A 25,426-nucleotide genomic window follows, 5' to 3' on the forward strand; every position below is an offset into this window, starting at 1 on the left:
GAACACGATGTCCGAAGTGATTGCGGTCTACCCCGGCACCTTCGACCCCATGACGTTGGGCCATGAAGACGTGGTTCGACGTGCCACTCAACTGTTTTCCAGGGTGATCGTGGCGGTCGCCGCCGGCCACCACAAGAAGACGCTGTTCTCGCTGCAGGAGCGCATCGACATGGCGCGCACCGTGGCGGCGCCATTCGGCGACCGCGTGACCGTCGAAAGCTTTTCCGGCCTTCTGCGGGACTTCGTGGTGGCCCGTGGCGGCAAGGCCATGGTGCGCGGGCTGCGCGCGGTGACCGATTTCGACTACGAGTTCCAGCTGGCCGGCATGAACCGTTCGCTCATGCCCGAGGTCGAGACGGTGTTCCTCACGCCGAGCGACAAGTACCAGTTCATATCCAGCACCTTCGTGCGCGAGATTGCCATGCTGGGCGGGGAGACCGACAAGTTCGTCTCGGCCGACGTACAGGACCGCCTGGCCGCCAAGGTGCGCAGCCTCGGGCGCGAATGACGCGCTGTCGCCGGGCCTCCGCGTGGGCTTGCGCCGCGGCGCAAAGCCCGTGGTTTTGTCGATGAGCGCGGCGAACCGCCTTCCCCGCATGCATGCGCTGGGCGAGGCCGCCCTGCTGTGCGAACTGCCCCCGCCTGCCTTGCTGGCCGACCAGCAGAAATGGTGGGCGCTGGCGGCCGAGGCTGCTCAATGGCCGGGTGTGGTCGAACTGCTGCCCGGCATGAACAACCTGACCCTGTGCTTCGACCCGGGGCGCGTCGACCAGCAGCAGCTCGAAGCGCAGGTGGCCGAGGCATGGCCCAAGCTCAAACCGACGGGCTCTGCCGGCCGTCAAGTGGAGATCCCTGTCGCTTATGGCGGTGAAGACGGGCCCGACCTGCACGACGTGGCGCGCCACACCGGATTGACTGCGCAAGAAGTGGTTCGCCGCCACAGCCAGGCCGAGTACGTTGTGTATTTCCTGGGCTTTCTGCCTGGGTTCGCGTTCATGGGCGGTCTGCCGCCCGAACTGGCCACGCCGCGCCGCAGCGAGCCGCGCGTGGCCGTGCCGGCGCGCTCGGTGGGCATCGGCGGCGAGCAAACCGGCATCTATCCGCTGCAGTCGCCGGGGGGATGGCAGCTCATCGGCCGCACGCGGCTCGAACTGTTCGACCCCAAGGCTGACCCGGCGACATTGCTGCGTCCTGGCGACCGGGTCCGCTTCGTCGCCGAAAGCGTGAACGCATGATCGAGATCGTCAAGCCCGGACCGCTGGCGTCGGTACAAGACCTTGGCCGCCACGGTCATCGGCAGTTGGGCATCTGCCCCGGCGGCGCGCTAGACACGCTTTCGCTCACGGTGGCCAATCGGCTCGTCGGCAACCCGGACGGCGCCGCCGGACTGGAACTCACCCTGGGCAATGCCGAGATCCGCTTTCACACGCCGACGCGCATCGCCTTGACGGGCGAAGCGTTTGGTGCGCGCCTGGGGACGAGAGATGTGCGCGCCGGTTGGAGCGTGCCGGTCGAAGCCGGCGACGTGCTGCGCCTGCAAGGACAGGCGAGTGGCGATCGACCGGGCTTGCGCACCTGGCTGGCAGTGGCTGGCGGCATCGATGTCGAGCCCATGCTGGGCTCGCGCAGCACCGATCTCAAGGCCGGCTTCGGCGGCCTGGAAGGACGTGCCCTGCGCAAGGGCGATCGGTTGCCGGTCGGCGAGTCGCGCCTGACCGACGCACAGCGCGCGCGGCGCGCCTTCGGCGTGCGTCTGCCCGAAGACGCACCCGCCGAAGACGACGCCACGGTGCTGCGCGTGATGGCCGGGCCGGAGTCCGCGCAATTCACGCTCGCATCTCTCAAGGATCTGCATGCTGCGCCCTGGCGCATCACGCCGCAGAGCAACCGGATGGGCAGCCGTCTGTCGGGGCCGGAGCTCAAGCGCAAGCGCGGTGTGGGCGACATGCTTTCGGCGGGCGTCATCCCCGGTACCGTGCAGGTGCCGCCCTCGGGTCAGCCGATCATCCTCATGGGCGACTCGCAAACCACCGGCGGCTACCCGCGCATCGCGGTCGTGATCCGCGCCGATCTGTGCAAGTTGGCGCAGGCGCCTCTGGGCGGGCTGCTGCGACTTCAGCCGGTCGACGCCGCGGCCGCACTGGCGGCATGGGATGCGCAACAGCGCTATCTTTCATCGGTGGCGACGGGGCTGGCCTTGCTGGGCTGGCCAGGCAGCACTCCAGGAGATCCGCAAGATGGAAATTGATCTGAACGCCGACCTCGGCGAGGGCGCAGGCAGCGACGAAGAACTGCTGGCATTGGTCAGCTCGGCCAACATCGCCTGCGGCTGGCACGCGGGCGACGCGAAGACGATGCAGCAATGCGTGCGCTGGGCGCTCGACCACGGTGTGGCCATCGGCGCGCATCCGAGTTTTCCGGACCGCGAGAACTTCGGCCGCAGCACCATGCACCTGCCGCCGGAAGAGATCACGGCCAACGTGCTCTACCAGATCGGCGCGCTGGCCGCGATCGTCAAGGCCGAGGGCGGGGTGCTCTCGCACGTCAAGCCGCATGGTCAGCTCTACAACCAGGCGGTGAAGGAGCCCCAACTGGCGCAGGCCATCGTCGAGGCCGTGCGCCGCTTCGATCCCGGCCTGAAGTTCTTCGGACTGGCGGGAAGCGGCATGATCGAGGCAGCGCGCCGCGCCGGCCTGACACCCGTGGAAGAAGTGTTCGCCGATCGCGGCTACATGCCCGACGGCAGTCTGGTGCCCCGCAGCCAGCCGGGCGCGTTGATCGACGACGAAGAGCAATCGCTGGCGCAGACGATGTCGCTGGTCCGCGATCATTCTGTACGTGCGATCGACGGCACCCAAGTCAGCGTCAATGCCCAAAGTGTTTGCCTGCATGGCGACGGCGCCCATGCGCTGGCTTTCGCAAGGCGCATCCGCGAGCGGCTGACGAACGAGGGCATCGCCATCCGACCGCGCTGATGGGTCTGCGGCTGCTTCGTCGCCGCCTCCCGCCCAGCTTTCAGTCCCACCCAGGTCAGTCGACCGCGGTTCCCGGTGCAGTTCGCACGCGGGCAGCTTCCCCCTGCGCGCCATGGCTTTCTGATCCAAGGCTGGCCTTGGACGGATCGCCTGCAACCCGGCCTGCCTGGGCGGGCGGCGTTTCCGGATTCCGTCACTCACCTGAGCCATGAGCAAGTACGTCGTCTTTACGCAAATATTTGCCTTTAATTTGAATTGAGATTAACAGTCAAAAATTTAAATTCAAAAACTTTTGTATTTGCAAAAGATCTACGAATAGTAAGTCATTGGTTTTAATTTGCATTGTTGATTGGTTTCGTTTGGCAACTAAATCCACTTGATAGGGTCGATCTTTTGACGGCCTTCTGAATTCCGTGATAAATTGCCTCCCATCAGAAAAAGGGAGAGGTGACACGTGCATTGTGTTGCTGCGGGAGTTTCAAGGGAATTGACATTTCCCTTGGTGAGTGGGAATGAGCGTTGCCTAAAAGAATGTGTCCGCCAATGGGATTGGGAGATACAGTTTTTTATAGGCGTCGCGCCAGCCAAGCGATGGTGTACAGGCGTGAGAGGCGCCCCGTGTCACTGGCAACGTCGGCTTTCTCGCAAACGAGGACGCCCAGTCACGCCTTTCTCCTATTCATATATAGGACGTGAAAATTATTACCGGAGAAGGGACAATTCGGTATTCGCGCTCCAGGTGCCTTCATGGCCAATTACTGAAAATTGCGCGCCTGGATATTCCGGGATGTCGGATGGCATCTTTGTTCATTCTGAATGGAATGGGCAAATCTGTTTTTTATTCCCGGCGATCAAGAAATGAATGTGCGCTGGCTTTTGGCGAGCTTCTCGGCATCGCTTGGTCAAGCACCCCTTCGCCGCTTGAACTTACAGGTGCCGTGGCGTCGCCGTGGCGCCGGATTTGGCGCCCGGCTTGCGCTGGCCGTTGCGGGCGTGCTTCTCATCGGGCCGGGCGGTTCCGTCGTTCTGGCCGACGAATTGCCCGAATGGCTGGACAAGGTGGATGGCGATGGGTCCGACCGCGTCGCCGCCGCGCCGGTGCCATCGACCGAGTCGCCGAGGCGCCAGCGCTGGTTCGTCGAGAGCAGCGCCTATCGCCTCAGCCACGACGCGCCTGCGTCTCACGAATACCGGGGCAACCTCGGTCTGGACGTGCAGGCGACGGAGACGCTCGGCGCCGGTTGGAACTTGCAGCTTGGCGGGCGTGTCGACGTGGATGGTGTTTCCACCGAGGGTCGTCGCCATCAGAGCCGCAGCCTCACGCTGCGCGAGCTCTATGCCAGCAGGCAAGTCGGCGCGTTGGGTCTGAATGTCGGCCGGATCAACGTTCGAGATGGCGTTTCGCCCAATTTCAACCCTTCCGATGTCTTTCGCACCGGAGCCCTGACCGCACGGCGCACCGAGAACCCGACCCGCCTCAAGGAAAGCCGCCTGGGCGTGGTGGGGCTGCGCGCGCAGACGGCTCTGGGCGGCGGTTCGTTGTCGGCGATGCTGGTGCCGCACCTGGATACGTCGTCGACGCCGCATTGGTACGACCCCCAATGGGGCGCCGTCAACGGCGGGCAGTCGCAGGCCTATGTGATGTACACGCCGCCCGGTCTGGAAGGCATCTACGCCAATGTGCTTGCCCATCAGCAGCAGGACGGCAACAGCACCTTCGGCTTGAATGTCAGCAAGAACCTCGGGCAGGCCTGGGTCGCCAGCCTTGAAATGGCGAGCACGCGGCGCAGCCGCTTCGCCGATCTTGCGCAGAGCGCATCGCCATCGACCGAGCGCTATGGCCAGGCTGCCCTCGCGCTGAGCTACACCACCGAGACGCGCCAGACGCTGACTCTCGAATACGACTACAACGGCGGCGGACTCACGCCAAGTGAATGGGCCGGCCGTTGGCAGGGCGCCAGCGTCGATGGCCTGCAGCGCGCGATGAACGAAGCTTCAAGGCGGCAGGAGCCCCTGGGTGGCCACGCTGACGCCTGCCTATCTGGCCGTCATCAACGAAACGCCCGAGGCCTGTGCCCGCGCGCTAGGCAGCCTGCGGCTTTTGATCATGGGCGGCGAACCGCAAGGTCGACCGCCAGCAGTTGCCGCCGCCCGAATGGGAGGACGAGGTCGCCGACGCCGGCCATGCGCGACCGGAAAGCGCCACCGAACAGGCGCTGGCCTTGCTGTGGAGCGGGTTGCTGGGCGCGGGCCAGATCGGGCGCGACGCGCACTTCTTCCTGCTTGGCGGCAGCTCGCTCACCGCCGCACAGTTGGCCAATCGCATCCGCGAGCGCTTCGGCTGCCGCATCGCGTTGACCACGATCATGCAGACGCCGGTTCTGGCCGAGATGGCGGCTTGCATCGACCAGGCAGCGCCTGCCGCGGAGGCGGTGCCGACGCGCGGCGAATCGCGCGTTGAAGGGCCTGCCTCCGAAGCGCAGGCGCGGATGGTGTTCCTTCAGCGCCAGCACGCCGGCTCGGCCATGAACAACATCCCGCTGAGCCTGGCGCTGGCCGGTCCCATCGATCCTGCGCGCCTGAGTCTGGCGGCTGACCGGCTGGTGGATTGTCATCCCGAACTGCGCAGCCGGTTCATGGCAACGCCGGAAGGCCTGCGCGTGCGCTACGACGCGGATGCACCAGCGCTTCGTCATCTCCACGTGGAAGACGAGACCGAGGCGGCGCGCGCCATCGAGGCGCTCCAGTGCGAAGCCTTCGAGCCGGAGACCGGCCCCTTGTGGCGCATCGCGCTGGTCACGCGGCGCGACACCGAGTCTTGCGCCCTGGCGCTGTGCGTGCATCACGCCATCGCCGACGGCGTCACGCTGATGCAATGGCTGGACGAGCTCGATGCGCTCTACCGCGCAGAGGCGCTGCCCACTGTCGAGCGCCTTGCGTACATCGACTACGGCCTCGACGTGCTGGCCAACGAACCCTCGCTGCGCAGGCAATTGCATGACAACCGCGCAGCCCTGGCCGACGCACTGACCCGCTCGGGCTTCCAGGTCGGCCCGTCGGAAACGGGCATCGTGCCCGTCTATCTTCCGGACGGCATGGCAGGGCGCTTCAACCGCAGGCTCGACGAACGTGGCCTGTTCGTCAACGTCATGGAGTACCCCATGGTGTCGCCGGGGGCGGAGCGCCTGCGCTTCTCGCTCATGGCTCGTCACACGCAGGCCGACATCGACACCGCGGTCGGCATCGTGCGCGAGACGGCCGAAGAGCTCGGCCTGCGGCTGTCGCGCCATGACGCGGGCCACGACGCGCCACAAACACACGCCTGAGGCCCGCACATGCTTGCCCGCGGCAGTGCGCCTTGGTTCGAGGCCGGCGATCTGGCGCCTTTCCTGGCGCAGATCGAGGCCTTGCCGGTGCCATCGGCGGACGTGGCGTCCCCAGATGGCGACCACGACTCGCACCGAGGCTGCAGGACGGCCGAGGCTCAGCTTCGCAGCCTTGGCCTGGTCGGCGACGACCCGGACGCGGCGCCCTGGAACACGTTGAACCCGGCGGATTGGTTCATCCTCTTGCGGGGCATGGCCAGTCGCCGGCCAGACCTCGCGGTCACGCTGGCCGCGCTGGGCACGCGCGTGCGAAGCGGCATCGGCGACATGGATGGGCAGGGCTGGGCACTGCATGCCAGCATGACCGACGGCTGGCTCCAGCTCTGGTCGCCCGAGCCACCGGAGCGCCATTCGCGTTGGCGCTTCTTGATCGGCGACGACGTGCACGTCATCGATTCGGCCTTGGCGCAAGACGCTTCGCTGCAGGCGTGCGGTGCCTGGCTTTCGATCTTCCCGATGCACGGGGCCGAATCGTGTGCGCCCGTCGGGCAGCAGATCAGGCGCTGGCGCCACCACAACGCACTCGCGCTGGTCAGCGGGCTGCTGTGGCGGCTTCTGGATGTCACGCGGGCGCATGCGGCCAACCGTCCGATGTTCGGCCGCCGATTGATCGACTTCCCCACGGTCCAGCTGCGCCTGCTGCGGCTGCATCTCCAACTGTTGACGGCAGAAGAACTGGCCGATGCCGCTTTCGCGGACGAGACCTGCGAGCCTGGCGCCGCCTTGCTGGAACTGGCCGATGCGCTTCGTGTCGACGCCCAGCAGATCTGTGGCGGCAGCGGCTACATGGCGCCCTCGGAGTTCGCCGCTGTGCTCGGTTGGCTGGAATGCGCGGAGCAGATGTTGCGAGCCACATGGCCCGCGAACGCCGGGCGTCCGCTCGATGCATGCGCCATGCGCCAGTGTGCACGGGACCGTTTGCGCAGGGCCGGTGTGCCGCTGGCCTTGCATGCGGCGCAGGTCACGCGGACTGCAGGCGCCGGGGCAGCCCAGGTTGCGAACTAGGACAAGGGCAGACGAACATGCCAAATGCACACACAGAAGTCTGGATCGTCGACATCGCACAGCGCGCCGATGAGGGCGACAGACCACCGGACGAACTTTCGTGGCTGATGGCGGGCTGGCTGAGCGCGAGCGAGTGGGATGGCGCACGCGGGCTGCGCCATCCGCTCATTCGCCGTCAGCATCTCATGGGCCGGGTCCTGGCCCGCACGCGTCTGGCCCATCGGCTCGGCGTGGCGCCACGGCGCGTCAGCTTCGCTTCGGCGCCATCCGGAAAGCCTTACGCCCTGCTCGATGGTGCGGCGATCTCCGTGCACTTCAACATCAGCCACAGCGGGGAACGCGTGGCCCTGGCGCTGGCGGAATGCGAGGTCGGCATCGACATCGAACGGCGTGCGCCCGACATCGATGCGCCGGCCCTGGCCCGGCGCTTCTTCGCGCCGGCCGAGGCGCAATGGATCGAAAGCGGCGGGCCCAGGATCAGCCAGCGCTTCGGCGCACTGTGGGCTTTGAAGGAGGCTTGCCTGAAGATGCAGGGCGCGGGTCTTCCGGGCGGGCTGGGCGGCTTCACGTTCCAGCGCACCGGCTTTCGGCACGTGCGCACCGTTGCCGTGGAGGCTGCCGAAGCGCCCGCGGCTGTGCCCGCCAACTGGCATTGCAGCCTTCGGGCTCTGCCCGACTACTGGGCGGCGGTGTGCACCCTGCTGCCCTTCGCGCAGTCGCGTTGGCACCAGATCACGGCCGAAGCGCTCGCTGTAAGCTAGCGACTCACCTGAGGCCGGAGCGGATCGACCCACCGATCCATCCCGCGCCCACACCAGGACCGAGTCGATGGCCCCGAATTCCCAACCCGTGCTGCAAGTCCTCGTCACCGGCTTCGAACCCTTCGACGCCGATCGCATCAACCCGTCCTGGGAGGCCGCGCGCCGGCTCGATGGCTGGCAGTGCGATCTTGGCGAAGGAAAGGGCGCTGCCGTGGTCCATGCGCGGCGGATGCCGTGCGTCTTCGGCGCCGCGCTGACGGCGCTGGATGCGGCCATCGACGAACTCCAGCCGGACCTGGTGCTCTGCCTGGGCCTTGCCGGCGGGCGCAGCGAAATCACGCCCGAACGCGTGGCCATCAACGTGGACGATGGGCGCATCTGCGACAACGCCGGCTGCCAGCCGATCGACCAGCCGGTCGTTCCCGGCGCACCGGCCGGCTATTTCTCGAGCCTGCCGATCAAGGCCGTGGTGAATGCGCTGCGCGCGGCGGGCATACCGGCGTCCGTCTCGAACAGTGCGGGCACCTTCGTGTGCAACCACCTCTTCTTCGGCCTGATGCATCGCATGGCGACGCGGCCATCCAGGCCCGGCATGCGCGGCGGGTTCATCCATGTGCCGCTGTTGCCCGAGCAGGCCGCGCGATTGCCCGGCGCCTTGCCCAGCCTCGCGCTCGATACGCTGGTCGAAGGACTGCGGATCTCGGTGCGCACTTCGCTGACGGTCCAGACGGACTTGCGAGAAACCGGCGGCGCGCTGCACTAGCAGCCCGCGCGGGGCCGCCGCATCAAGACGCGAACTGCTGCAGCCACTCCCCCAGCACCGCATTGACGAAGCGGGGTTTTTCCATCGTCAGCATGTGCCCGCATTCGGGCACCCAGCGCATCGCCGAGCCGGGGATGAGGGCGGCAATCTCGCGCGAGCAGGCTGGGGGCGTGAGCAGGTCTTGCTCGCCGCACATCACGAGCGTCGGGCATAGAACGGACCGCAGATGCGGCCGCGCATCGGGGCGCTGCATCAGCGCCCGGTTCTGGCGGATCAACTGCCCGGCGCCGGCATCGAGCATCATGGCCATGTAGCGCTGCACCAGGGCGGGGTCGTCCGCGCGCTTGGGGTGGAAGGCGAAGACCAGGTTCGGCTCCAGCACTTCGCGCACTTCGCCGGCGGCGAACAGCTCGATGGCCGACTCGCGCAGGGCATAAGTCTCGGCGCTCTCCGGCTGGGCGTTGGTGCCCAGCAGCGCCAGTCCGGCGATGCGCGACGGCTCCTGCCTGGCCGCTTCCATGGCCACCATGCCGCCCATCGACGCACCCACGAGCACGAGCGGGCCCGCATGCTCACGCAGGACGGCGGCGGCCATGTCCTCGATGCGCTCGTGGCGCATATGGGCATCGCTCGCCACGGGCGAAAGCCGATCGGGAACGACGCTCATCTGCGACTGCCACAGGCGCGCGTCGCAGGCCAGGCCGGGAAGAAGGATCACTTGGGGCATGTGGCCGCCATTGTGCGACAGGGCCCCGGTCCGGCCCATGGCCCTCAGGGCTTCAGCGCCCCCAGCGCAGCACCATCGGATCGAGCCGGCGCGCGGTGCGCAGCAGGCCTTCGCGCACGGCCGGATTCATGGGCGGGAAGGGGTGCCGAGGCGCCTCGCAGTCGATGATGCCGCCCGCCTTCATCAGCGCCTTGGCCGCCAGCAGGCCGGTCTGCCGGTTCTCGTAGTTGATGAGCGGCAGCCACTGCTGGTAGAGCTCGGCGGCCTCGTCCTGCCGGCCCTGGCGCCAGGCATCGACGATCCGCCGCATGCCGTCGGGGTAGCCGCCGCCGGTCATGGCGCCGGTGGCGCCGGCTTCCAGGTCGGGCATGAGCGTGATGCCTTCCTCGCCGTCCCACGGGCCTTCGATCGCGTCGCCGCCCAGCCGGATCAACTCGCGCAGCTTGCTGGCGGCGCCGGCGGTCTCGATCTTGAAGTACGACACCTGTTCGATCTCTCGCGCCATGCGCGCCAGGAACTCGGCCGACAGCGGCGTGCCGGCGACCGGGGCGTCCTGGATCATGATGGGGATGTCGATGGCGGCCGACACGCCCGCGTAGAAGGCGTGGACCTGCGCCTCCGAGACGCGGATGGTGGCGCCGTGGTAGGGCGGCATCACCATGACCATGGCGGCACCCTCGGCCTGCGCGCTGCGGCTGCGTTCGGCGCACACCGCGGTGCTGAAGTGGGTGGTGGTGACGATGACCGGCACTCGGCCGGCCACGTGGGCGAGCAACTCGGAGGTCAGCCGCTCGCGCTCGCCGTCCGACAGCGCGAACTGCTCCGAGAAGTTGGCCAGGACGCACAGGCCGTCGGAGCCGGCGTCGATCATGAAGTCGATGCAGCGTTTCTGGCCGGGCATGTCCAGTTCGCCGTTCTCGGCAAAGATGGTGGGCACCACGGGGAACACGCCCTGGTAGCGGCGCTGGCGTTGGGTCATGCGGTCGGTCTCCTCAGTTGGATGTCGATTCGGGCAGGCAGCCGAAGCGGTGCACGGTGCGGCTGCGGAAGGTCTGGCCGGGTTCGAGCCGGGTGCTCGGAAACTCGCTCGCCGGGCGGTTGGGCGAGTCGGGAAAGTGCTGCGTCTCCAGGCACAGGCCATCGCCTTGGCGCAGCGTCTGCCCGGCGCTGCCGGTCAGCGAGCCGTCGAGGAAGTTGCCGGAATAGAACTGCACGCCGGGCTCGGTGCTCAGCACGTCCATCGTGCGTCCGGAGTGCGGGTCTTCCAGCCGTGCCGACAGACGCAGGCCGTCGGCTTGCGCCGGCCGATCGGCGTCCAGCACCCAGTTGTGGTCGTAGCCGCGTGCGCGCAGGAGTTGCTCGTGCGGCTGTCGGATGCGCTCGCCGATGCGGGTCGTGTCGCGAAAGTCGAATGGCGTTCCCGCGACGGGCGCGATGCCCAGCGGAATCAGGCCTTCGTCGACCGGGCAATAGCGGCTCGCGGGCAGCCACAGGCGGTGATCCATCGCGTCGCCATGGCCGCGCAGGTTGAAGTAGTCGTGGTGGCTGAGGTTGACCACCGTGGGCCGATCGCAGGTGGCCCGGTAGTCGATGCGCCATTGCGGCCCGGGGCCCAGGGTGTAGACCACCTCGACAGCCATCGTGCCCGGAAAACCTTCCTCGCCATCGTTGCTGGTCCGGCGCAGGGTGATCGACACGCTGCCGTCGCCGGCGGGCGGGTTTGCTTCGATGTCCCACCAGCGCTGGCCGAATCCGCGGGTGCCTCCGTGCAGCGTGTTGGCGCCTTCGTTCCGGTTCAATTCGGCGGTGTGCGCGTCTAGCATGAAGCGCCCGCCGGCGATGCGGTTCGCATAGCGTCCGACGATCGTGCCCAGGTGCGGGTTGCGGCTTTCATAGTCATGCAGCGTGGGCAGGCCCAGCACGATGTTGTCCATGCGGCCGCGCCGGTCCGGCACACGCAGCGCCGTCACGATGCCGCCGAACTCGATGGCGCAGAGCGTCAGTCCGCCCGCAGCCAGCGTGTATTCGTGCACCTCGCGGCCGTCGGCGAGCCGGCCGTAGGGGCGGCGTTCGACGCGCGCCGCGCCGGCGTCCGCGTCGTGCTTCAGGTCCACCCGCCGTCCACGACGAAGTCCTGTGCGGTGCACATCGCGCTGTCGTCCGCCGCCAGGAACAGGGCCATCGCGGCGATGTGCTCGGGCATCAGCTTCTTGTTGATGCACTGGCCGCGCGCGATCTCTTCGTAGGAGTCTTCCTTGACCCACATCCGGATCTGCTTTTCGGTCATCACCCAGCCGGGCACCAGCGTGTTGACGCGGATGTTGGCGTGGCCGAGGTCGCGCGCCAGGCTGCGCGTGAGGCCCTGCACCGCGGACTTGGACGTCGTGTAGACGGGCATGCCGCCTTGCTTGAGCATCCAGCTCACCGAGCCGAAGTTGATGATCGAACCGCCGCCGGCTTCGCGCATGTCGGGCGCGACCTTCTGCGCGCAGAAGAACTGGTGGCGCAGGTTCACGGCCACGCCCTTGTCCCAGGACTGCGGCGTGGTTTCTTCGATGCTGTGGCGCATGTCGTTCGCCGCGTTGTTGAGCAGCGCGGTGATCGGGCCGTTTGCGGCGCGCACGCGGTCGATGGCGGCGAACAGGGCGTCGATGTCGGTCACGTCCGCCTTCACAAAGAGCGGCGCGTTCCGGGCGCCGGCGCTGGTCAGCTGCGCGGCCAGCGCTTGCCCGGCGGCTTCGTCGATGTCGATGAAGCCCACGCGGGCGCCTTGCTCGACGAAGCGCTCGACCAGCGTGGCGCCGATGCCGCTGGCGCCGCCGGTGATGAAGACGCTGCGGTCGACCAGACTGGGATAACGGGCGTTGGGATTGGGTGTCGTCATGAGATTGGGTGGTACGTGAACAATGCGCGCGCGCCGGAGCAGGGTGCAACGCCGCGCTTCTAGCCTTCGAACTGCGGCGACGCGACGCCTGGACTGTCGAGCGTGACCGCGAAAAGGCCGCCGGCAAGCGGCTGCCGCGCGCGCTGCGCCTCGTCCAGGCCGCTCCATGCGGTGCTGATGTAGAGCGTGCACAGGTCAGGGCCGCCGAAGGCGCAGTCGGTGACGTTGGCCACCGGCAACTCGATGCGGCACAGCTCCTGCGCGCTGATCGGGTCGTGGCAACTCACGCAATGACCGGCCCAATGGCAGATCCAGATGCGGCCCGCGGCGTCGGTCGTCATGCCGTCCGGAAAGCCCTGCGATTTTGGCAGTCGCAGCCACTCGCGGCGGTTCGAAAGGCTGCCTTTGTCGGGGTCGAAGTCGTAAGCATAGGTACGGCCGATCGCCGTGTCGCTGAAATAGAAAGTGCGTCCGTCGGCGGACCAGGTCGGGCCGTTGCTGACGGTGATGCCGGCTTCTTGCGGGCTGCAGCGGCCGTCGGCATCGAAGCGGTACAGGGTGCCGGCGGGCGCCTGACAGTCGTCGTCCATCGTGCCACCCCAGAAGCGGCCTTGCGGATCGCACTTGCCGTCGTTGAAGCGGTTCCCGGCGGGCTCGTCGGGCTGGTGCAGGTAGCGCGGCGGCGTGCCGGGGCTGCATGGGTCGAACACCGCGAAGCCGCGACGCAGGGTGACGAGCAGCCCTTGGCCGTTGGCGCGTTCGGCCACGGCGCTGATCTGCTCGTCGAAGGTCCAGCTGCGCCGCTGGCCGTCCTCCGGGCGCCATCGATGCAGACGCCGGCCTAGGATGTCGACCCAGTACAGCGCGGACTCGCGCGTGGACCAGAGCGTGCCCTCGCCGAGTTCGGCCTGTGCGTCCCACACGCAGGCGGGCGCATCCAGCAGGCGGGGCGCGGGGAGGGAAGCGGGCAGCAGGGGAGTCTCCTTCTTGGCTGCAATCGGGGCAGCAGCGCTTTGGCCGACCGATGCTAACAACGAGCCGAGATGTACGAAAGAGTCAATTGCGGCATGAAGCCATGCTGAAATTGCAATGTCAGTTCGGCTGTCCGTTCAGACAGGATCGAGGCGCCGCCCATAGACATCCAGGCTGACCGCCTTCAGCGCCCGCATCATGACCTGCGCGGCCGGAGAGAGCAGCCGGTCGGTGCGGGTGATGAGGCCGAAGGCGTCCATGTGGCAATCCATGGCCACCGGCAGGATCGAGACGATGTTGTGCGCCGCGTAGTAGCGAGCCACGTCGGTGGCCACGATCGCCAGCATGTCGCTGCTTTGCAGCATGCGCGTGATGAACAGGAGCGCAGAGCTTTCGATCAGGTTGATGGGCGGGGCCAGTCCTTCTTCCTGGAACATGAGCTCGAAGCGGTGGCGCAGCACGCTGCCGCTTGGCGGAACGATCCAGCCGGTCGACAGCAGGTCGCGCAGCGTCAAGCCCTGAAGGTCGAGCAGCGGATGGCCGGGGCGCACGATGGCGCTGATCGGCTCTTCCACCAGCGCCTCGTAGCGCAACTGCGACTTGTCGTGCTCGGCAAACAGGCGCGCGACCAGGATGTCCAGCTTGCCCTGAGCCAGCCGCTCCATCAGCACCGGGCTGGTCTCGATGTCGACGGCGACCTGCAGGCTCGGATGTTCGCGCTTCACTTGCGCCACAGCCGTCGGAAGAAGCGCCAGCCCCGGCGCGGTGATGCACCCCACCGCCACCTGACCGAAGCGGCCGGCCTTGAGGCCCGCCAACTCGTCGTGTGCCTGGTTCAGGCTGGCCAGCGCCACCCGGGCGTGGCGGATCATGGTCTCGCCGTACCAGGTGGGCCGCATGCCGCGCGGCAGGCGTTCGAACAGGGGCACCTCCAGCACGTCCTCCAGATCCTTGAGCAACTTGGAGGCGGCCGGCTGCGTCATGTTGAGCACCTGCGCGGCGCGGTGGATGTTGCCTTCCTCCGCCAGGGCGACCAACAGAAGGAGCTGTCGCGTCTTGAGCCGGGCTCGGATGAACCAGTGGGTGTAGTGCGTCATGCCTTGGAGTTACAGGGTTTCCATGAATCTCGATTCGGGTATCGATTGAGCCCAAATCTCTATTGGAAAGCTATCGGTCGCATCCCTACACTGCGCGGCACCTTGAAGCGAAGCGACCTGCATCAGCAACACAACGCCCGCCAGTACATCAATGGCCGGTGGGAGACGGGCGCGACCACCGGCGTGCGGCGCAATCCGTCCGACACCGCCGAGGTGGTCGTCGAGTACGCCCGTGCAGATCGCCGCCAGGCCGAACGCGCGGTGCGCGCAGCCGCCGACGCTTTTCCCGCCTGGAGCCACAGCACGCCGCAGCGCCGCGCGGACGCGCTGGACGCCATCGGCAGCGAGATCCTGTTGCGACAGGACGAACTCGGGCTGCTGCTGGCGCGCGAGCAAGGCAAGCCGCTGGCCGATGCGGTGGCCGAGGCGCAGCGCGCCGGGCAACTGTTCAAGTACTTCGCCGGAGAAGCGCTGCGCGCCCATGGCGAGACGCTGGCCTCGGTGCGACCAGGGGTGCAGGTGGACGTGACGCGCGAACCCGTGGGCGTGGTGGCGCTGATGACGCCGTGGAGTTCGCCGCTGGCCGTGCCTGCCCGCAAGATTGCCGCCGCATTGGCCTTCGGCAACAGCGTGGTGTTCAAGCCCTCGGAGCGCGTGCCGGGCTGCGGCTGGGCGTTGGCCGAGATCATCAGCCGCGCAGCGCTGCCGGCGGGCGCGTTCAACCTCCTGATGGGCAGCGGCCGGGAATTGGGTGCGGCCCTGGTCGATGGCGGCCTGGTGGACGCCATCAGCTTCACCGGCCCCGAGTCGGTGGGCGCCCGCATCGTGCAGGCGGCGGCCAAGCGGCGCGCCCGCGTGCACCTGGAGATGGGCGCGCGCAACGCGCTCGTCGTCATGGCCGATGCCGATCTCGAGCGAGCGGTGGAATGTGCCGTGCAGGGGGCCTATTCCTGCAGCGGACAGCGTTGCACCGCATCGAGCCGACTGATCGTCGAAGCACCGGTGCATGCCGCCTTCGTCGCGCGTCTGCGCCAGCGGCTTGCCGCCATGCGCGTGGGTCACGCTTTGGAAAAAGGCGTGGTCATGGGGCCGGTGGTGGACGCCGAACAACTCGTGCGCAATCTCGAGGCGGTGCGCATCGCGTGCGAGGAGGGCGCTGAACTGGTCCATGGCGGCGAGGCGATCGAACGTCCGAGCCGTGGTCACTACATGAGCCCGGCCCTGCTGCTGGCACTGCCGGGCCAGAAGGTCGCGCGCGATGCATTGTTCGGCCCGGTGGCCTGCGTGCTGGAGGCGCTGGACTACGACCACGCGCTGGCGCTCGCCAACGATTCGGCCTACGGCCTGTGCGCCGGCATCTGCACGCGCTCGCTGGCGCATGCGACCCACTTTCGCAGGCATGCGCGCGTGGGCATGACGCTGGTCAACCTGCCGACCGTGGCCGAGGACTACCACGTGCCCTACGGCGCGCGAAAGGCGTCCGGCGATGGCGCACGCGCCCAGGGGCGGCAGGCGGCCGAGTTCTTCACCACCCTCAAGACGAGCTATCTGCAGGCCTAGGCACTTTCATCCCATCCATCCGTTTCCCTCGACGCTCAACCAAGACCTACCAAGGAGACATCCATGAGCATGAACCGTCGTACCTTCTCCGCCGCTGCGGCGGCCGCTTGCGTGGCAGGCGCATTGCCGATGACGTCGGCCTTTGCGCAAAAGAAGATCGTGCTGGGCTTCGCCCAGGTCGGCGCCGAGAGCGAGTGGCGCACCGCCAACACCGAATCCATCAAGTCGGCCGCGCAGGAGGCGGGCATCGACCTCAAGTTCTCCGACGCGCAGCAGAAGCAGGAGAACCAGATCAAGGCCATCCGCTCGTACATCGCGCAGAAGGTGGACGTGATCGCCTTCTCGCCGGTGGTGGAGACCGGCTTCGAGAACGTGCTGCGCGAGGCCAAGGCGGCCAAGATCCCCGTCGTGCTGACCGACCGCTCGGTGAAGGTCAAGGACGACAGCCTCTATGTGACCTTCATGGGCTCGGACTTCGTGGAAGAAGGCCGCAAGGCCGGACGCTGGCTGGTCGAGAACCAGAAGGGCAACAAGGGCCCCGTCAACATCGTCGAACTGCAGGGCACGGTGGGCTCGGCGCCGGCCATCGACCGCAAGAAGGGCTTCGAGGAAATCATCAAGGCCGATCCCAAGTTCAAGATCATCCGCTCGCAGACCGGCGACTTCACCCGCGCCAAGGGCAAGGAGGTGATGGAAGCCTTCCTGAAGGCCGAGGGCAAGAACATCAATGTGCTGTTCGCGCACAACGACGACATGGCCATCGGCGCCATCCAGGCGATCGAGGAAGCGGGCATGAAGCCGGCCAAGGACATCACCATCATCTCGATCGACGCGGTGAAGGGCGCCTTCGAGGCCATGATGGCCGGCAAGCTCAACGTGTCGGTCGAATGCAGCCCGCTGCTCGGGCCGCAACTGATGAGTGCGGTGAAGGACATCGTCGCCGGCAAGCCGGTGCCCAAGCGGATCATCACCAAGGAGGGCATCTTCCCGATGGAGACCGCCAAGGCCGAGTTCCCGTCCAGAAAGTACTGACCCCCAGGCCGGCCTGCCTCGCAGGCCCGGCTGCCCCTTCAAGGGGCCACATCCTCGGGCCCGGCCAAGCCGGCTTCCCGGGTGTTCGCCAAAGGGAATTCGCACCGCTTGCCACGACGGTTCGGCGTGGCGTCACATGAAAGAAAAGACAACATGAAAAGAGCATTCCTGAAGACATTGCTGGTGGGCGCGGCGCTTGCGGTCGGCTTGACGCAAGTGCATGCGCAGGACAAGGGCCTGGTCGCGATCTCGATGCCCACCAAGTCCTCTGCGCGCTGGATCGCCGACGGCAACAACATGGTCAAGTTCTTCCAGGAGAAGGGCTACAAGACCGACCTGCAGTACGCCGAGGACGACATTCCCAACCAGCTGGCGCAGATCGAGAACATGGTGACCAAGGGGCCGAAGGTGCTGGTCATCGCGGCGATCGACGGCACCACGCTTTCCGACGTGCTGCAGAAGGCAGCGGATCGCGGCGTGAAGGTGATCGCCTACGACCGCCTGATCCGCGGCAGCAAGAACGTCGACTACTACGCGACCTTCGACAACTTCCAGGTGGGCATGCTGCAGGCGCAGTACATCGAGAAGGCCCTGGGCCTCAAGGATGGCAAGGGGCCGTTCAACATCGAGCTGTTCGGCGGCTCGCCGGACGACAACAACGCATTCTTCTTCTACAACGGCGCGATGTCGGTGCTGCAGCCCTACATCGACAAGGGCAAGCTGGTGGTGCGCAGCAAGCAGCTGGGCATGGACAAGGTCTCCACCCTGCGCTGGGACGGCGCGGTGGCGCAGGCGCGCATGGACAACCTGCTGTCGGCCTTCTACAGCAATGCCCACGTCGATGCGGTGCTCTCGCCCTACGACGGCCTGTCGATCGGCATCATCTCGTCGCTCAAGGGCGTGGGCTATGGCTCGGCGCAGTCGCCGATGCCGGTGGTGACGGGCCAGGACGCCGAGGTGCCTTCGATCAAGTCCATCCTGAAGAAGGAGCAGACCTCAACCGTCTTCAAGGACACCCGCGAACTGGCCAAGGTGACGGTGGCGATGGTGGACGCCATGATGGCCGGCAAGGCGCCGGAGGTGAACGACACCAAGACCTACAACAACGGCGTGAAGGTCGTGCCTTCGTACCTGCTCAAGCCGGTGACGGTGGATGCCGGCAACTGGAAGCAGGTGCTGGTCGACAGCGGCTACTACAAGGAAAGCCAGATCCGCTGAGCCGGAAGGCGCGGCCCTTGCAGGAAGGACGACAACGAATGAGTGGACCCCTGCTGGAGATGCGCGGCATCATCAAGCGCTTTCCGGGCGTCAATGCGCTGGACAACGTCAACCTCGACGTGGGCGCCGACACGATCCATGCGGTGGTGGGCGAGAACGGCGCCGGCAAGTCCACGTTGATGAAGGTGCTCAGCGGCGTCTATCCGACGGGCGACTACGAGGGAGAGATCCGCTTCGACGGCCAGCCGCGCCGGTTTCGCGGCATCGCGGACAGCGAGGCGGTGGGCATCATCATCATCCACCAGGAGCTGGCGCTGGTGCCGCAACTGTCCATCGCCGAGAACATTTTCCTGGGCAACGAGATCGCCCAGGGCGGTGTGATCGACTGGGGCAGGACTTTCGCGCGCACGCGCGAGCTGCTGGCCAAGGTGGGCCTCCACGAGCCGCCCACGGCGCTGGTGGGCGAGCTGGGCATGGGCAAGCAACAGCTGGTGGAGATCGCCAAGGCACTGTCGAAGAAGGTGCGCCTGCTGATTCTCGACGAGCCGACGGCCAGCCTCAACGAGAGCGACAGCGATGCACTGCTGAACCTGCTGCTGGAGCTGAAGGCGCAAGGCATCGCCTCGATCCTGATCTCTCACAAGCTGGGCGAGATCACCCGCGTGGCCGATGCCATCACCGTGCTGCGCGACGGCACGACCGTCGAGACCATGGATTGCCGCGAGCACGCGGCGAGCGAGGAGCGCATCGTGCGCGGCATGGTCGGCCGCGACATGGCGCACCGCTATCCGCAGCGCAGCCCGCGCATCGGGGACGTGCTGTTCGAGGTGCGCGACTGGCGTGTGCATCACCCGCAGCATCCGGAGCGCGAGCACATCATGGGCGTCGGCCTGTCGGTGCGGCGCGGCGAGATCGTCGGCATTGCCGGGCTGATGGGCGCGGGCCGCACGGAGTTCGCCATGAGCGTGTTCGGCCGCTCCTGGGGCCGCCGCATCAGCGGCAGCGTGCACATGCACGGGCGCGAAGTGGACGTGAGCACGGTGGGCAAGGCCATCGCGCACGGCATTGCCTATGCCACCGAAGACCGCAAGGACGCCGGCCTGGTCCTGGAGCAGGACATCCGCCGCAACCTGAGCCTGGCGCGTCTTTCGGGCATTGCGCGGCATGGCGTGATCGACGATGCGCTGGACTACCGCACGGCGCAGCAACTGCGCGAATCGCTGGCCATCCGCTGTTCCAGCGTCGACCAGCGCGTGCTGAACCTGTCGGGCGGCAACCAGCAGAAGGTGGTGCTCGGCAAGTGGCTGTTCGCGCAGCCGGAACTGCTGATCCTGGATGAGCCCACGCGCGGCATCGACGTGGGCGCCAAGTACGAGATCTACACGCTCATCGACCGGCTGGCCGGCGAGGGCAAGGGAGTATTGATGATTTCATCGGAATTGCCCGAACTGCTGGGCATGTGCGATCGCATCTACGTGATGAACGAAGGGCGCTTCGTGGCGCAGATGCCGGTGCATGAAGCCTCGCAGGAGCGCATCATGCATGCCATCGTCGCATCGGGGAGCAGCGTCCATGCCTGACAGCACCGCCAAGGTCGACATGAGCGTGCGCGCGGCGCCTGACGCGCGCGTGCCCGGCAAGCCGCGCGCGCATGCCGGCTTCCTGAAGAGCAACCTGCGCGAGTACGGCATGCTGATCTCGCTGGTGGCGATCATGGTGCTGTTCCAGGTGCTGACGGACGGCACGCTGATGCGTCCGCTCAACCTGACCAACCTGGTGCTGCAGAACAGCTACATCGTCATCATGGCGCTGGGCATGCTGCTGGTCATCGTCAGCGGCCACATCGACCTGTCGGTCGGTTCGGTTTGCGGCTTCATCGGCGCGCTGGCTGCGGTGCTCATGGTGGAGTACCACTGGCACTACCTGCCCGCGCTGCTCGCCTGCCTGGTGGCGGGCGGGCTGATCGGCGCGTCGCAGGGCTGGTTCGTCGCGTACTTCCGGGTGCCGTCGTTCATCGTCACGCTGGCGGGCATGCTGGTGTTCAAGGGGCTGACGCTGGCGCTTCTGGCCGGTCAGTCGGTCGGGCCCTTTCCCGAGACTTTCCAGCGGCTGAGTTCGGGCTTCGTGCCCGAGTTGACCGGCGCCGCGCCCGGGCAGGGATTGCGCCTCACCTCGCTCCTGCTGGGCGCCCTGGCGGCCGCCGCGCTGGTGTTCTTCAAGCTGCGCGGGCGCAACAAGCTGGCGCGCGACGCCATGACCACCGAACCGCTGGGTTTCTTCCTGGCGCGCAACATCCTGTTTGCCGCTGCCATCCTGCTGCTGAGCTACCTGCTTTCCACCTACAAGGGGCTGCCCAATGTGCTGGTGATCATGGCGATACTGATCGTCGCCTACGAGTTCCTGACCAACCAGACCACGGTGGGACGGCGCATCTACGCCCTGGGCGGCAACGAGAAGGCGGCGCGCCTGTCGGGCATCCGCACGCAGCGCCTGACCTTCCTGGCCTTCGTCAACATGGGCATGCTGGCGGCGCTGGCGGGCCTGGTCTTCGCGGCGCGCCTGAACACGGCAACCCCCAAGGCCGGACTCGGGTTCGAGCTGGACGTCATCGCCGCCTGCTTCATCGGCGGGGCCTCCGCGTCGGGCGGCGTGGGCAAGGTCATGGGCGCCGTGATCGGCGCCTTCATCATGGGCGTCATGAACAACGGCATGTCGATCCTCGGCGTGGGCATCGACTACCAGCAGGTGATCAAGGGACTGGTGTTGCTGGCGGCCGTCTTCGTCGATGTCTACAACAAGAACAAGGCATGAGCGCGCCCGCACCGTCCCGGCCGGTGCTCGAACTCTCGGGCATCCACAAGCAGTTCAACGGCATTCCTGCGTTGGCGGATGTGCGGCTCACGCTGCGGGCCGGCGAGATCCACACGCTGATGGGCCAGAACGGCGCCGGCAAGTCCACGCTGATCAAGGTGCTGACCGGCGTCTACCCGTTCGACGCCGGCGAGATGCGGCTGGACGGGTCGGCCATCCGCCCCGCGTCTCCGCTGGCGGCCCAGCAGCTGGGCATCAGCACGGTCTACCAGGAAGTGAACCTCTGCCCCAATCTGTCGGTGGCCGAGAACATCTTCGCCGGGCGCTATCCGCGTCGTGGCCTGCTGCAACGCATCGACTGGCCCGCGGCCAGGCGCGGCGCGGAGGAGCTGCTGGCTCGCCTCGATGTGCGGCTCGACGTATCGCGGCTGCTGTCGAGCTACCCGGTGGCGGTGCAGCAGATGGTGGCCATCGCCCGCGCGCTGGGGGTGCAGGCGAAGGTGCTGATCCTCGACGAGCCGACGTCCAGCCTCGACGAGGAAGAGGTGAACAAGCTGTTCGACGTGCTGCGCCGGTTGCGCGCCGAGGGGCTGGCCATCCTGTTCGTGACGCACTTTCTGAACCAGGTGTATGCGGTGTCCGATCGCATCACCGTTCTGCGCAACGGGGCCTGGGTGGGCGAATGGGCCGCGGCCGACCTGGGGCCGCAGGCGCTCATCTCGGCCATGGTGGGGCGCGAGTTCGACATGGCGGCCGGCTCGGATGCGGCCCGTCCACCGGTGCCCGAGGGCGCGCCGGTGTTGCTGCAGGCCAGTGGCCTGGGGCAGCGCGGGCAGTTGCAGCCTCTGGACATCGGCCTGCGCCAGGGCGAGGTGGTCGGCCTGGCCGGGCTGCTCGGCTCGGGCCGCACGGAGCTGGCGCGCCTGCTGTTCGGCCTGGCGCGTCCGGACAGCGGCGAGCTGCGCATCGACGGCAAGGCGGTGCGCTTCCAGGCGCCGGCCGATGCGGTGGCGCAGGGCCTGGCGATGTGTCCCGAGGAGCGCAAGACGGACGGCATCGTGGCCGAACTGTCGGTGCGCGAGAACATTGCGCTGGCGTTGCAGGCCAGCCTGGGGCTCAAGCGCAACCTCTCGCGCGCCGAGCAGACCCGCCTGGCCGAAGCGTTCGTGAAAGCGCTGGGCATCAAGACTGCCAGCGTGGAGACGCCCATCGGCCTGCTGTCGGGCGGCAACCAGCAGAAGGCGGTGCTCGCACGCTGGCTGGCCACTCAGCCCCGCCTGCTGCTGCTCGACGAGCCCACGCGGGGCATCGACGTTGCCGCCAAGCAGGAGATCCTGCAGGAGATCCTTCGCCTGGCCGGCGAGGGCATGTCGGTGCTGTTCATCTCCTCGGAGATGGACGAGGTGGTGCGCCTGTCGCACCGAGTGGCCGTGCTGCGCGACCGGCGCAAGGTGGGCGAGTTGCCCGCGGGGTGCAGCGAGGAAGACGTCTACGAAATGATCGCAAGGACATGACCCAGGCCCGACAACCAGGCGCTTCGCTCGTCGCCGCGGCCTTGCGGCATCGGCTCATGTGGCCGGTGGTCACGCTGTGTCTGCTGCTTGCGCTCAATGCCGCGTTCAATCCGACCTTCCTGCACATCGAGTGGCGCGACGGCCACTTGTACGGCAGCCTGATCGACATCCTCAATCGGGCCGCGCCGCTGGTGCTGGTGGCGCTGGGCATGACGCTGGTGATCGCCACGCGCGGCATCGACATCTCGGTGGGCGCGGTGGTGGCGATCGCCGCGGCGCTGGCGGCCTCGATGATCGGAGGCTCGCTGGTGGTGAAGGATGGCGCGGCCGCCGATGTCAGCCGCTTCCCGATGTGGCTGGCCATCGCTGCGGCACTGGGCGTGGCCCTGGCCTGCGGTCTGTGGAATGGCCTGCTGGTGGCGCGCATCGGCATGCAGCCGATCATTGCCACGCTCATTCTGATGGTGGCGGGCCGTGGCATCGCGCAGCTCATCACCGAGGGCCAGATCATCACGATCTACTACGCGCCCTATTTCTTCATGGGGGGTGGTTACCTGCTGGGCCTGCCATTTGCGCTCTTCATCGCGGCGGCGGTGTTCGCGCTGCTGCACCTGGCCGTGTCGCGCAGCGCGCTCGGGCTGTTCATCCAGTCGGTGGGCATCAACCCGGCCGCGGCGCGACTGGCCGGCGTGCGGGCGCGCAGCCTGACCGTTGGCGTCTACATGCTGTGTGCCTTCTGCGCCGGACTGGCGGGCCTGATCATCAGCTCGAACGTGAAGAGCGCCGACGGCAACAACGCGGGGCTGCTGCTGGAGCTCGATGCGATCCTGGCCGTCACGCTCGGTGGCACGTCGCTCAACGGGGGGCGATTCAGCCTGGTGGGCAGCGTGATCGGCGCGCTCATCATCCAGACACTGACCTACGCCATCTATTCCATGGGCGTGCCGCCCGAGATCAACCTGGTCGTCAAGGCCGTGGTGGTCTTCACCGTGATGCTGCTGCAGTCGCCAGAATTCCGGGCGCAGATGCGTGACCTGGCGTTCAGGCCTGCGCGCAAGGGAGCGCGCCCGTGAGCGCACTCGCCACCGATCGCGAGGGCGCCGACGCGGCATCGGCCGGCTCAGCCGTCCATGCCGGCACGCCCGCATTCGCCGGAGCGCGTTTGCAGCGTCGCTCGCTGCCACTCATGGTGACGATGGCGCTGTTCGCCATCATGGCCACGCTCGGCTCCGTGGCCTATCCGGGCTTTTTCTCGGCGCAGGTGTTCCTCAACCTGCTGATCGACAACGCCTTCCTGTGCGTGGTGGCTGTGGGCATGACCTTCGTGATCCTGTCCGGCGGCATCGACCTGTCGGTGGGGTCGGTCATCGCGCTCACGACGATGGTGTGCGCGTCGCTGGTGGAGCACCACGGGTGGCATCCGCTCGCAGCCATGCCGCTGGTGCTTGTAATGGGCACGGGCTTCGGCGCGCTGATGGGCTTCTTGATCGAGCGCTTCCGGCTGCAGCCCTTCATCGTCACGCTGGCTGGCATGTTCCTGGCGCGCGGCCTTTGCTATGTGATCAGCATCGACTCGATCAGCATTTCGAACGAGTTCTACTCGGATCTGTCGTTCATCCGCATACCGGTTGGTGGCGGGGCCACCGTCACCCTGAGCGCGGTCATCGCGCTGGTGGTGGTTGCGGCAGGCGCCTACCTCGCGCACTACACCCAGTTCGGGCGCACGGTCTATGCGGTTGGTGGCAACGAGCAGTCGGCGTTGTTGATGGGCTTGCCGGTGCGCGCCACGGTTGTCGGCGTCTATGCGCTGTCGGGCTTCTGCTCGGCGCTTGGCGGCGTGCTGTTCACCTTCTACATGCTCTCCGGCTACGGGCTCCATGCCCTGGGGCTGGAGCTAGACGCCATCGCCGCCGTGGTGATCGGCGGGACGCTACTCACCGGCGGCGTCGGCTACGTGGTCGGAACGTTGTTCGGCGTGATGATGCTCGGAATCATCCAGACGCTGATTGCCTTCGACGGCACGCTCAGCTCGTGGTGGACGCGCATCGCCGTGGGCGCGCTGCTGTTCGTGTTCTGCCTGATGCAGCGCCTTTTGACGGCGCGCTCAGGCAGTCACTAGGCGCTGCGCGCTTTTGCCGATCAGCGCGGCGTGGCCGGCGTCATCGGCGCGATGGGCGCGCTTTGCATCGGCATCGGCGGGGGCGGCGGCGAGACGGCGGGCGCAGGCATCGTGTTGTAAGTGCGGGCGGGCGGCATCGTCGCCGGCGGCGGCATGGGCCGCGGCGGCGGCATGCCCGAGGTGGGCGTGACGCTGGTCAGCGGCACGGTGGTCACGGTTTCACGGATCGCGCCGCCGCCCATCACGCTGCCTTCGATGGTGGTGTCGCCGGTGCCGAGCACACGCTGCTCGCAGGCCAGCTTGTCGGCCGGCGGCTGCGCACTGCAACGCGCCAGGGCGTTCTGGCGATAGACGTCGGGCGAGGCGTGCGTCAGGTTGCCGCGGCTGGACGCCTGGGCGGCGGCACCGGCCTCGCGCAGGCAGGCCTGCTTGTCTTGCATCACACCGTCGCAGGTGGCGCGTTCGGCCTGGAATTGGTTTTTCTGTGCATGGGCAGGCAGCATGGCAAGGCTGCCCACGGCCAGCAGCGCGGAGGCACAGGTCGTTCTCAAAATGGCATTCATGGTCGGACTCCTCTGTTCGCGAAAGTGCCGCAGCGGATC

General features: G+C 67.2%; 24 protein-coding genes. 17 read left to right on the forward strand and 7 right to left on the reverse strand.

Annotation, left to right across the window (positions count from 1 at the left end):
* Nucleotides 1-7: 7 nt before the first annotated feature.
* The 9 genes from coaD to pcp all read left to right on the forward strand — a co-directional run bounded on the left by coaD (nucleotide 8) and on the right by pcp (nucleotide 8,890).
* Entirely contained in the window at nucleotides 8-508 is a 501-nt protein-coding gene (gene coaD, locus QTH91_RS12455) for a pantetheine-phosphate adenylyltransferase (RefSeq protein ID WP_286660380.1), read from the forward strand.
* A 61-nt stretch (nucleotides 509-569) separates the two neighbouring features.
* The gene (gene pxpB / locus QTH91_RS12460; protein WP_286660381.1) at nucleotides 570-1,235 is read left to right on the forward strand and encodes a 5-oxoprolinase subunit PxpB; all 666 of its coding nucleotides are present in this window, start codon (nucleotides 570-572) and stop codon (nucleotides 1,233-1,235) included.
* Complete coding sequence (locus QTH91_RS12465) at nucleotides 1,232-2,248, forward strand: 5-oxoprolinase subunit C family protein (RefSeq protein ID WP_286660382.1); 1,017 nt, start codon at nucleotides 1,232-1,234, stop codon at nucleotides 2,246-2,248. The genes pxpB and QTH91_RS12465 overlap by 4 nt, the downstream gene beginning before the upstream one ends.
* A complete protein-coding gene (pxpA, locus tag QTH91_RS12470; protein ID WP_286660383.1) occupies nucleotides 2,238-2,975 on the forward strand; it encodes a 5-oxoprolinase subunit PxpA in 738 nt (245 codons plus the stop codon). The genes QTH91_RS12465 and pxpA overlap by 11 nt, the downstream gene beginning before the upstream one ends.
* Before the next feature lie 921 nt (nucleotides 2,976-3,896).
* Nucleotides 3,897-5,333, forward strand: a complete 1,437-nt coding sequence (locus tag QTH91_RS12475) for a hypothetical protein (protein ID WP_286660384.1) — start codon at nucleotides 3,897-3,899, stop codon at nucleotides 5,331-5,333.
* A complete protein-coding gene (locus tag QTH91_RS12480; protein ID WP_286660664.1) occupies nucleotides 5,231-6,301 on the forward strand; it encodes an aminotransferase class I/II-fold pyridoxal phosphate-dependent enzyme in 1,071 nt (356 codons plus the stop codon). The genes QTH91_RS12475 and QTH91_RS12480 overlap by 103 nt, the downstream gene beginning before the upstream one ends.
* A gap of 9 nt (nucleotides 6,302-6,310) precedes the next feature.
* A complete protein-coding gene (locus QTH91_RS12485) occupies nucleotides 6,311-7,366 on the forward strand; it encodes an acyl-CoA dehydrogenase family protein (protein WP_286660385.1) in 1,056 nt (351 codons plus the stop codon).
* Nucleotides 7,367-7,383: 17 nt separating this feature from the next.
* The gene (locus tag QTH91_RS12490) at nucleotides 7,384-8,127 is read left to right on the forward strand and encodes a 4'-phosphopantetheinyl transferase family protein (protein WP_286660386.1); all 744 of its coding nucleotides are present in this window, start codon (nucleotides 7,384-7,386) and stop codon (nucleotides 8,125-8,127) included.
* A 67-nt stretch (nucleotides 8,128-8,194) separates the two neighbouring features.
* The gene (gene pcp, locus QTH91_RS12495) at nucleotides 8,195-8,890 is read left to right on the forward strand and encodes a pyroglutamyl-peptidase I (protein WP_286660387.1); all 696 of its coding nucleotides are present in this window, start codon (nucleotides 8,195-8,197) and stop codon (nucleotides 8,888-8,890) included.
* Between the two features lie 22 nt (nucleotides 8,891-8,912).
* Here the strand turns inward: pcp and QTH91_RS12500 are convergent, their stop codons facing one another.
* The 6 genes from QTH91_RS12500 to QTH91_RS12525 form a co-directional block, all read right to left on the reverse strand.
* Nucleotides 8,913-9,617, reverse strand: coding sequence for an alpha/beta fold hydrolase (locus tag QTH91_RS12500; RefSeq protein WP_286660388.1), 705 nt, complete (start codon nucleotides 9,615-9,617; stop codon nucleotides 8,913-8,915).
* Between the two features lie 52 nt (nucleotides 9,618-9,669).
* Complete coding sequence (locus QTH91_RS12505) at nucleotides 9,670-10,596, reverse strand: dihydrodipicolinate synthase family protein (RefSeq protein WP_286660389.1); 927 nt, start codon at nucleotides 10,594-10,596, stop codon at nucleotides 9,670-9,672.
* A gap of 13 nt (nucleotides 10,597-10,609) precedes the next feature.
* Entirely contained in the window at nucleotides 10,610-11,731 is a 1,122-nt protein-coding gene (locus QTH91_RS12510; protein ID WP_286660390.1) for an aldose epimerase family protein, read from the reverse strand.
* Nucleotides 11,722-12,501, reverse strand: a complete 780-nt coding sequence (locus tag QTH91_RS12515) for an SDR family NAD(P)-dependent oxidoreductase (RefSeq protein WP_286660391.1) — start codon at nucleotides 12,499-12,501, stop codon at nucleotides 11,722-11,724. Before QTH91_RS12515 ends, QTH91_RS12510 begins: the two co-directional genes overlap by 10 nt.
* Nucleotides 12,502-12,560: 59 nt before the next feature.
* Nucleotides 12,561-13,535 carry an SMP-30/gluconolactonase/LRE family protein gene (locus QTH91_RS12520; RefSeq protein ID WP_390367842.1) on the reverse strand — a complete coding sequence of 325 codons (975 nt, stop codon included), beginning with the start codon at nucleotides 13,533-13,535 and terminating at the stop codon, nucleotides 12,561-12,563.
* A gap of 75 nt (nucleotides 13,536-13,610) precedes the next feature.
* Nucleotides 13,611-14,570, reverse strand: coding sequence for a LysR family transcriptional regulator (locus tag QTH91_RS12525; protein WP_286660392.1), 960 nt, complete (start codon nucleotides 14,568-14,570; stop codon nucleotides 13,611-13,613).
* A 102-nt stretch (nucleotides 14,571-14,672) separates the two neighbouring features.
* Between QTH91_RS12525 and QTH91_RS12530 the strand changes: the two genes are divergently transcribed.
* The 8 genes from QTH91_RS12530 to yjfF all read left to right on the forward strand — a co-directional run bounded on the left by QTH91_RS12530 (nucleotide 14,673) and on the right by yjfF (nucleotide 24,824).
* Nucleotides 14,673-16,130, forward strand: a complete 1,458-nt coding sequence (locus QTH91_RS12530) for an aldehyde dehydrogenase family protein (RefSeq protein WP_286660393.1) — start codon at nucleotides 14,673-14,675, stop codon at nucleotides 16,128-16,130.
* Between the two features lie 63 nt (nucleotides 16,131-16,193).
* Complete coding sequence (locus QTH91_RS12535; RefSeq protein ID WP_286660394.1) at nucleotides 16,194-17,162, forward strand: ABC transporter substrate-binding protein; 969 nt, start codon at nucleotides 16,194-16,196, stop codon at nucleotides 17,160-17,162.
* A 153-nt stretch (nucleotides 17,163-17,315) separates the two neighbouring features.
* On the forward strand, nucleotides 17,316-18,380 hold the full coding sequence (gene chvE / locus QTH91_RS12540; RefSeq protein WP_286660395.1) for a multiple monosaccharide ABC transporter substrate-binding protein: 1,065 nt from the start codon (nucleotides 17,316-17,318) through the stop codon (nucleotides 18,378-18,380).
* Between the two features lie 38 nt (nucleotides 18,381-18,418).
* Complete coding sequence (mmsA, locus tag QTH91_RS12545) at nucleotides 18,419-19,960, forward strand: multiple monosaccharide ABC transporter ATP-binding protein (RefSeq protein WP_286660396.1); 1,542 nt, start codon at nucleotides 18,419-18,421, stop codon at nucleotides 19,958-19,960.
* 19 nt (nucleotides 19,961-19,979) lie between these two features.
* Complete coding sequence (mmsB, locus tag QTH91_RS12550; protein WP_286660666.1) at nucleotides 19,980-21,191, forward strand: multiple monosaccharide ABC transporter permease; 1,212 nt, start codon at nucleotides 19,980-19,982, stop codon at nucleotides 21,189-21,191.
* Nucleotides 21,188-22,705: a sugar ABC transporter ATP-binding protein gene (locus QTH91_RS12555; RefSeq protein ID WP_286660397.1), complete on the forward strand. Its 1,518-nt coding sequence runs from the start codon at nucleotides 21,188-21,190 to the stop codon at nucleotides 22,703-22,705. Before mmsB ends, QTH91_RS12555 begins: the two co-directional genes overlap by 4 nt.
* A complete protein-coding gene (locus tag QTH91_RS12560) occupies nucleotides 22,702-23,778 on the forward strand; it encodes an ABC transporter permease (RefSeq protein ID WP_286660398.1) in 1,077 nt (358 codons plus the stop codon). Before QTH91_RS12555 ends, QTH91_RS12560 begins: the two co-directional genes overlap by 4 nt.
* 89 nt (nucleotides 23,779-23,867) lie before the next feature.
* Nucleotides 23,868-24,824 (forward strand): galactofuranose ABC transporter, permease protein YjfF, encoded by a 957-nt coding sequence (gene yjfF / locus QTH91_RS12565; RefSeq protein WP_286660667.1) that lies wholly within the window; start codon nucleotides 23,868-23,870, stop codon nucleotides 24,822-24,824.
* Nucleotides 24,825-24,844: 20 nt separating this feature from the next.
* Here yjfF and QTH91_RS12570 read toward each other — a convergent pair whose 3' ends face one another.
* Complete coding sequence (locus QTH91_RS12570) at nucleotides 24,845-25,387, reverse strand: hypothetical protein (RefSeq protein ID WP_286660399.1); 543 nt, start codon at nucleotides 25,385-25,387, stop codon at nucleotides 24,845-24,847.
* Nucleotides 25,388-25,426 lie beyond the last annotated feature (39 nt).

It is taken from the genome of Variovorax dokdonensis, assembly GCF_030316895.1.
Classification (GTDB): Bacteria; Pseudomonadota; Gammaproteobacteria; order Burkholderiales; family Burkholderiaceae_C; genus Variovorax; species Variovorax dokdonensis.

Bases quoted from the DNA above. Each gene is read 5' to 3' on its own strand.
- coaD (WP_286660380.1), top strand. From the start codon at position 8: ATGTCCGAAGTGATTGCGGTCTACCCCGGCACCTTCGACCCCATGACG.
- pxpB (WP_286660381.1), top strand. From the start codon at position 570: ATGAGCGCGGCGAACCGCCTTCCCCGCATGCATGCGCTGGGCGAGGCC.
- QTH91_RS12465 (WP_286660382.1), top strand. From the start codon at position 1,232: ATGATCGAGATCGTCAAGCCCGGACCGCTGGCGTCGGTACAAGACCTT.
- pxpA (WP_286660383.1), top strand. From the start codon at position 2,238: ATGGAAATTGATCTGAACGCCGACCTCGGCGAGGGCGCAGGCAGCGAC.
- QTH91_RS12485 (WP_286660385.1), top strand. From the start codon at position 6,311: ATGCTTGCCCGCGGCAGTGCGCCTTGGTTCGAGGCCGGCGATCTGGCG.
- QTH91_RS12490 (WP_286660386.1), top strand. From the start codon at position 7,384: ATGCCAAATGCACACACAGAAGTCTGGATCGTCGACATCGCACAGCGC.
- pcp (WP_286660387.1), top strand. From the start codon at position 8,195: ATGGCCCCGAATTCCCAACCCGTGCTGCAAGTCCTCGTCACCGGCTTC.
- QTH91_RS12500 (WP_286660388.1), bottom strand. From the start codon at position 9,617: ATGCCCCAAGTGATCCTTCTTCCCGGCCTGGCCTGCGACGCGCGCCTG.
- QTH91_RS12505 (WP_286660389.1), bottom strand. From the start codon at position 10,596: ATGACCCAACGCCAGCGCCGCTACCAGGGCGTGTTCCCCGTGGTGCCC.
- QTH91_RS12515 (WP_286660391.1), bottom strand. From the start codon at position 12,501: ATGACGACACCCAATCCCAACGCCCGTTATCCCAGTCTGGTCGACCGC.
- QTH91_RS12525 (WP_286660392.1), bottom strand. From the start codon at position 14,570: ATGACGCACTACACCCACTGGTTCATCCGAGCCCGGCTCAAGACGCGA.
- QTH91_RS12535 (WP_286660394.1), top strand. From the start codon at position 16,194: ATGAGCATGAACCGTCGTACCTTCTCCGCCGCTGCGGCGGCCGCTTGC.
- chvE (WP_286660395.1), top strand. From the start codon at position 17,316: ATGAAAAGAGCATTCCTGAAGACATTGCTGGTGGGCGCGGCGCTTGCG.
- mmsA (WP_286660396.1), top strand. From the start codon at position 18,419: ATGAGTGGACCCCTGCTGGAGATGCGCGGCATCATCAAGCGCTTTCCG.
- mmsB (WP_286660666.1), top strand. From the start codon at position 19,980: ATGAGCGTGCGCGCGGCGCCTGACGCGCGCGTGCCCGGCAAGCCGCGC.
- QTH91_RS12555 (WP_286660397.1), top strand. From the start codon at position 21,188: ATGAGCGCGCCCGCACCGTCCCGGCCGGTGCTCGAACTCTCGGGCATC.
- QTH91_RS12560 (WP_286660398.1), top strand. From the start codon at position 22,702: ATGACCCAGGCCCGACAACCAGGCGCTTCGCTCGTCGCCGCGGCCTTG.
- QTH91_RS12570 (WP_286660399.1), bottom strand. From the start codon at position 25,387: ATGAATGCCATTTTGAGAACGACCTGTGCCTCCGCGCTGCTGGCCGTG.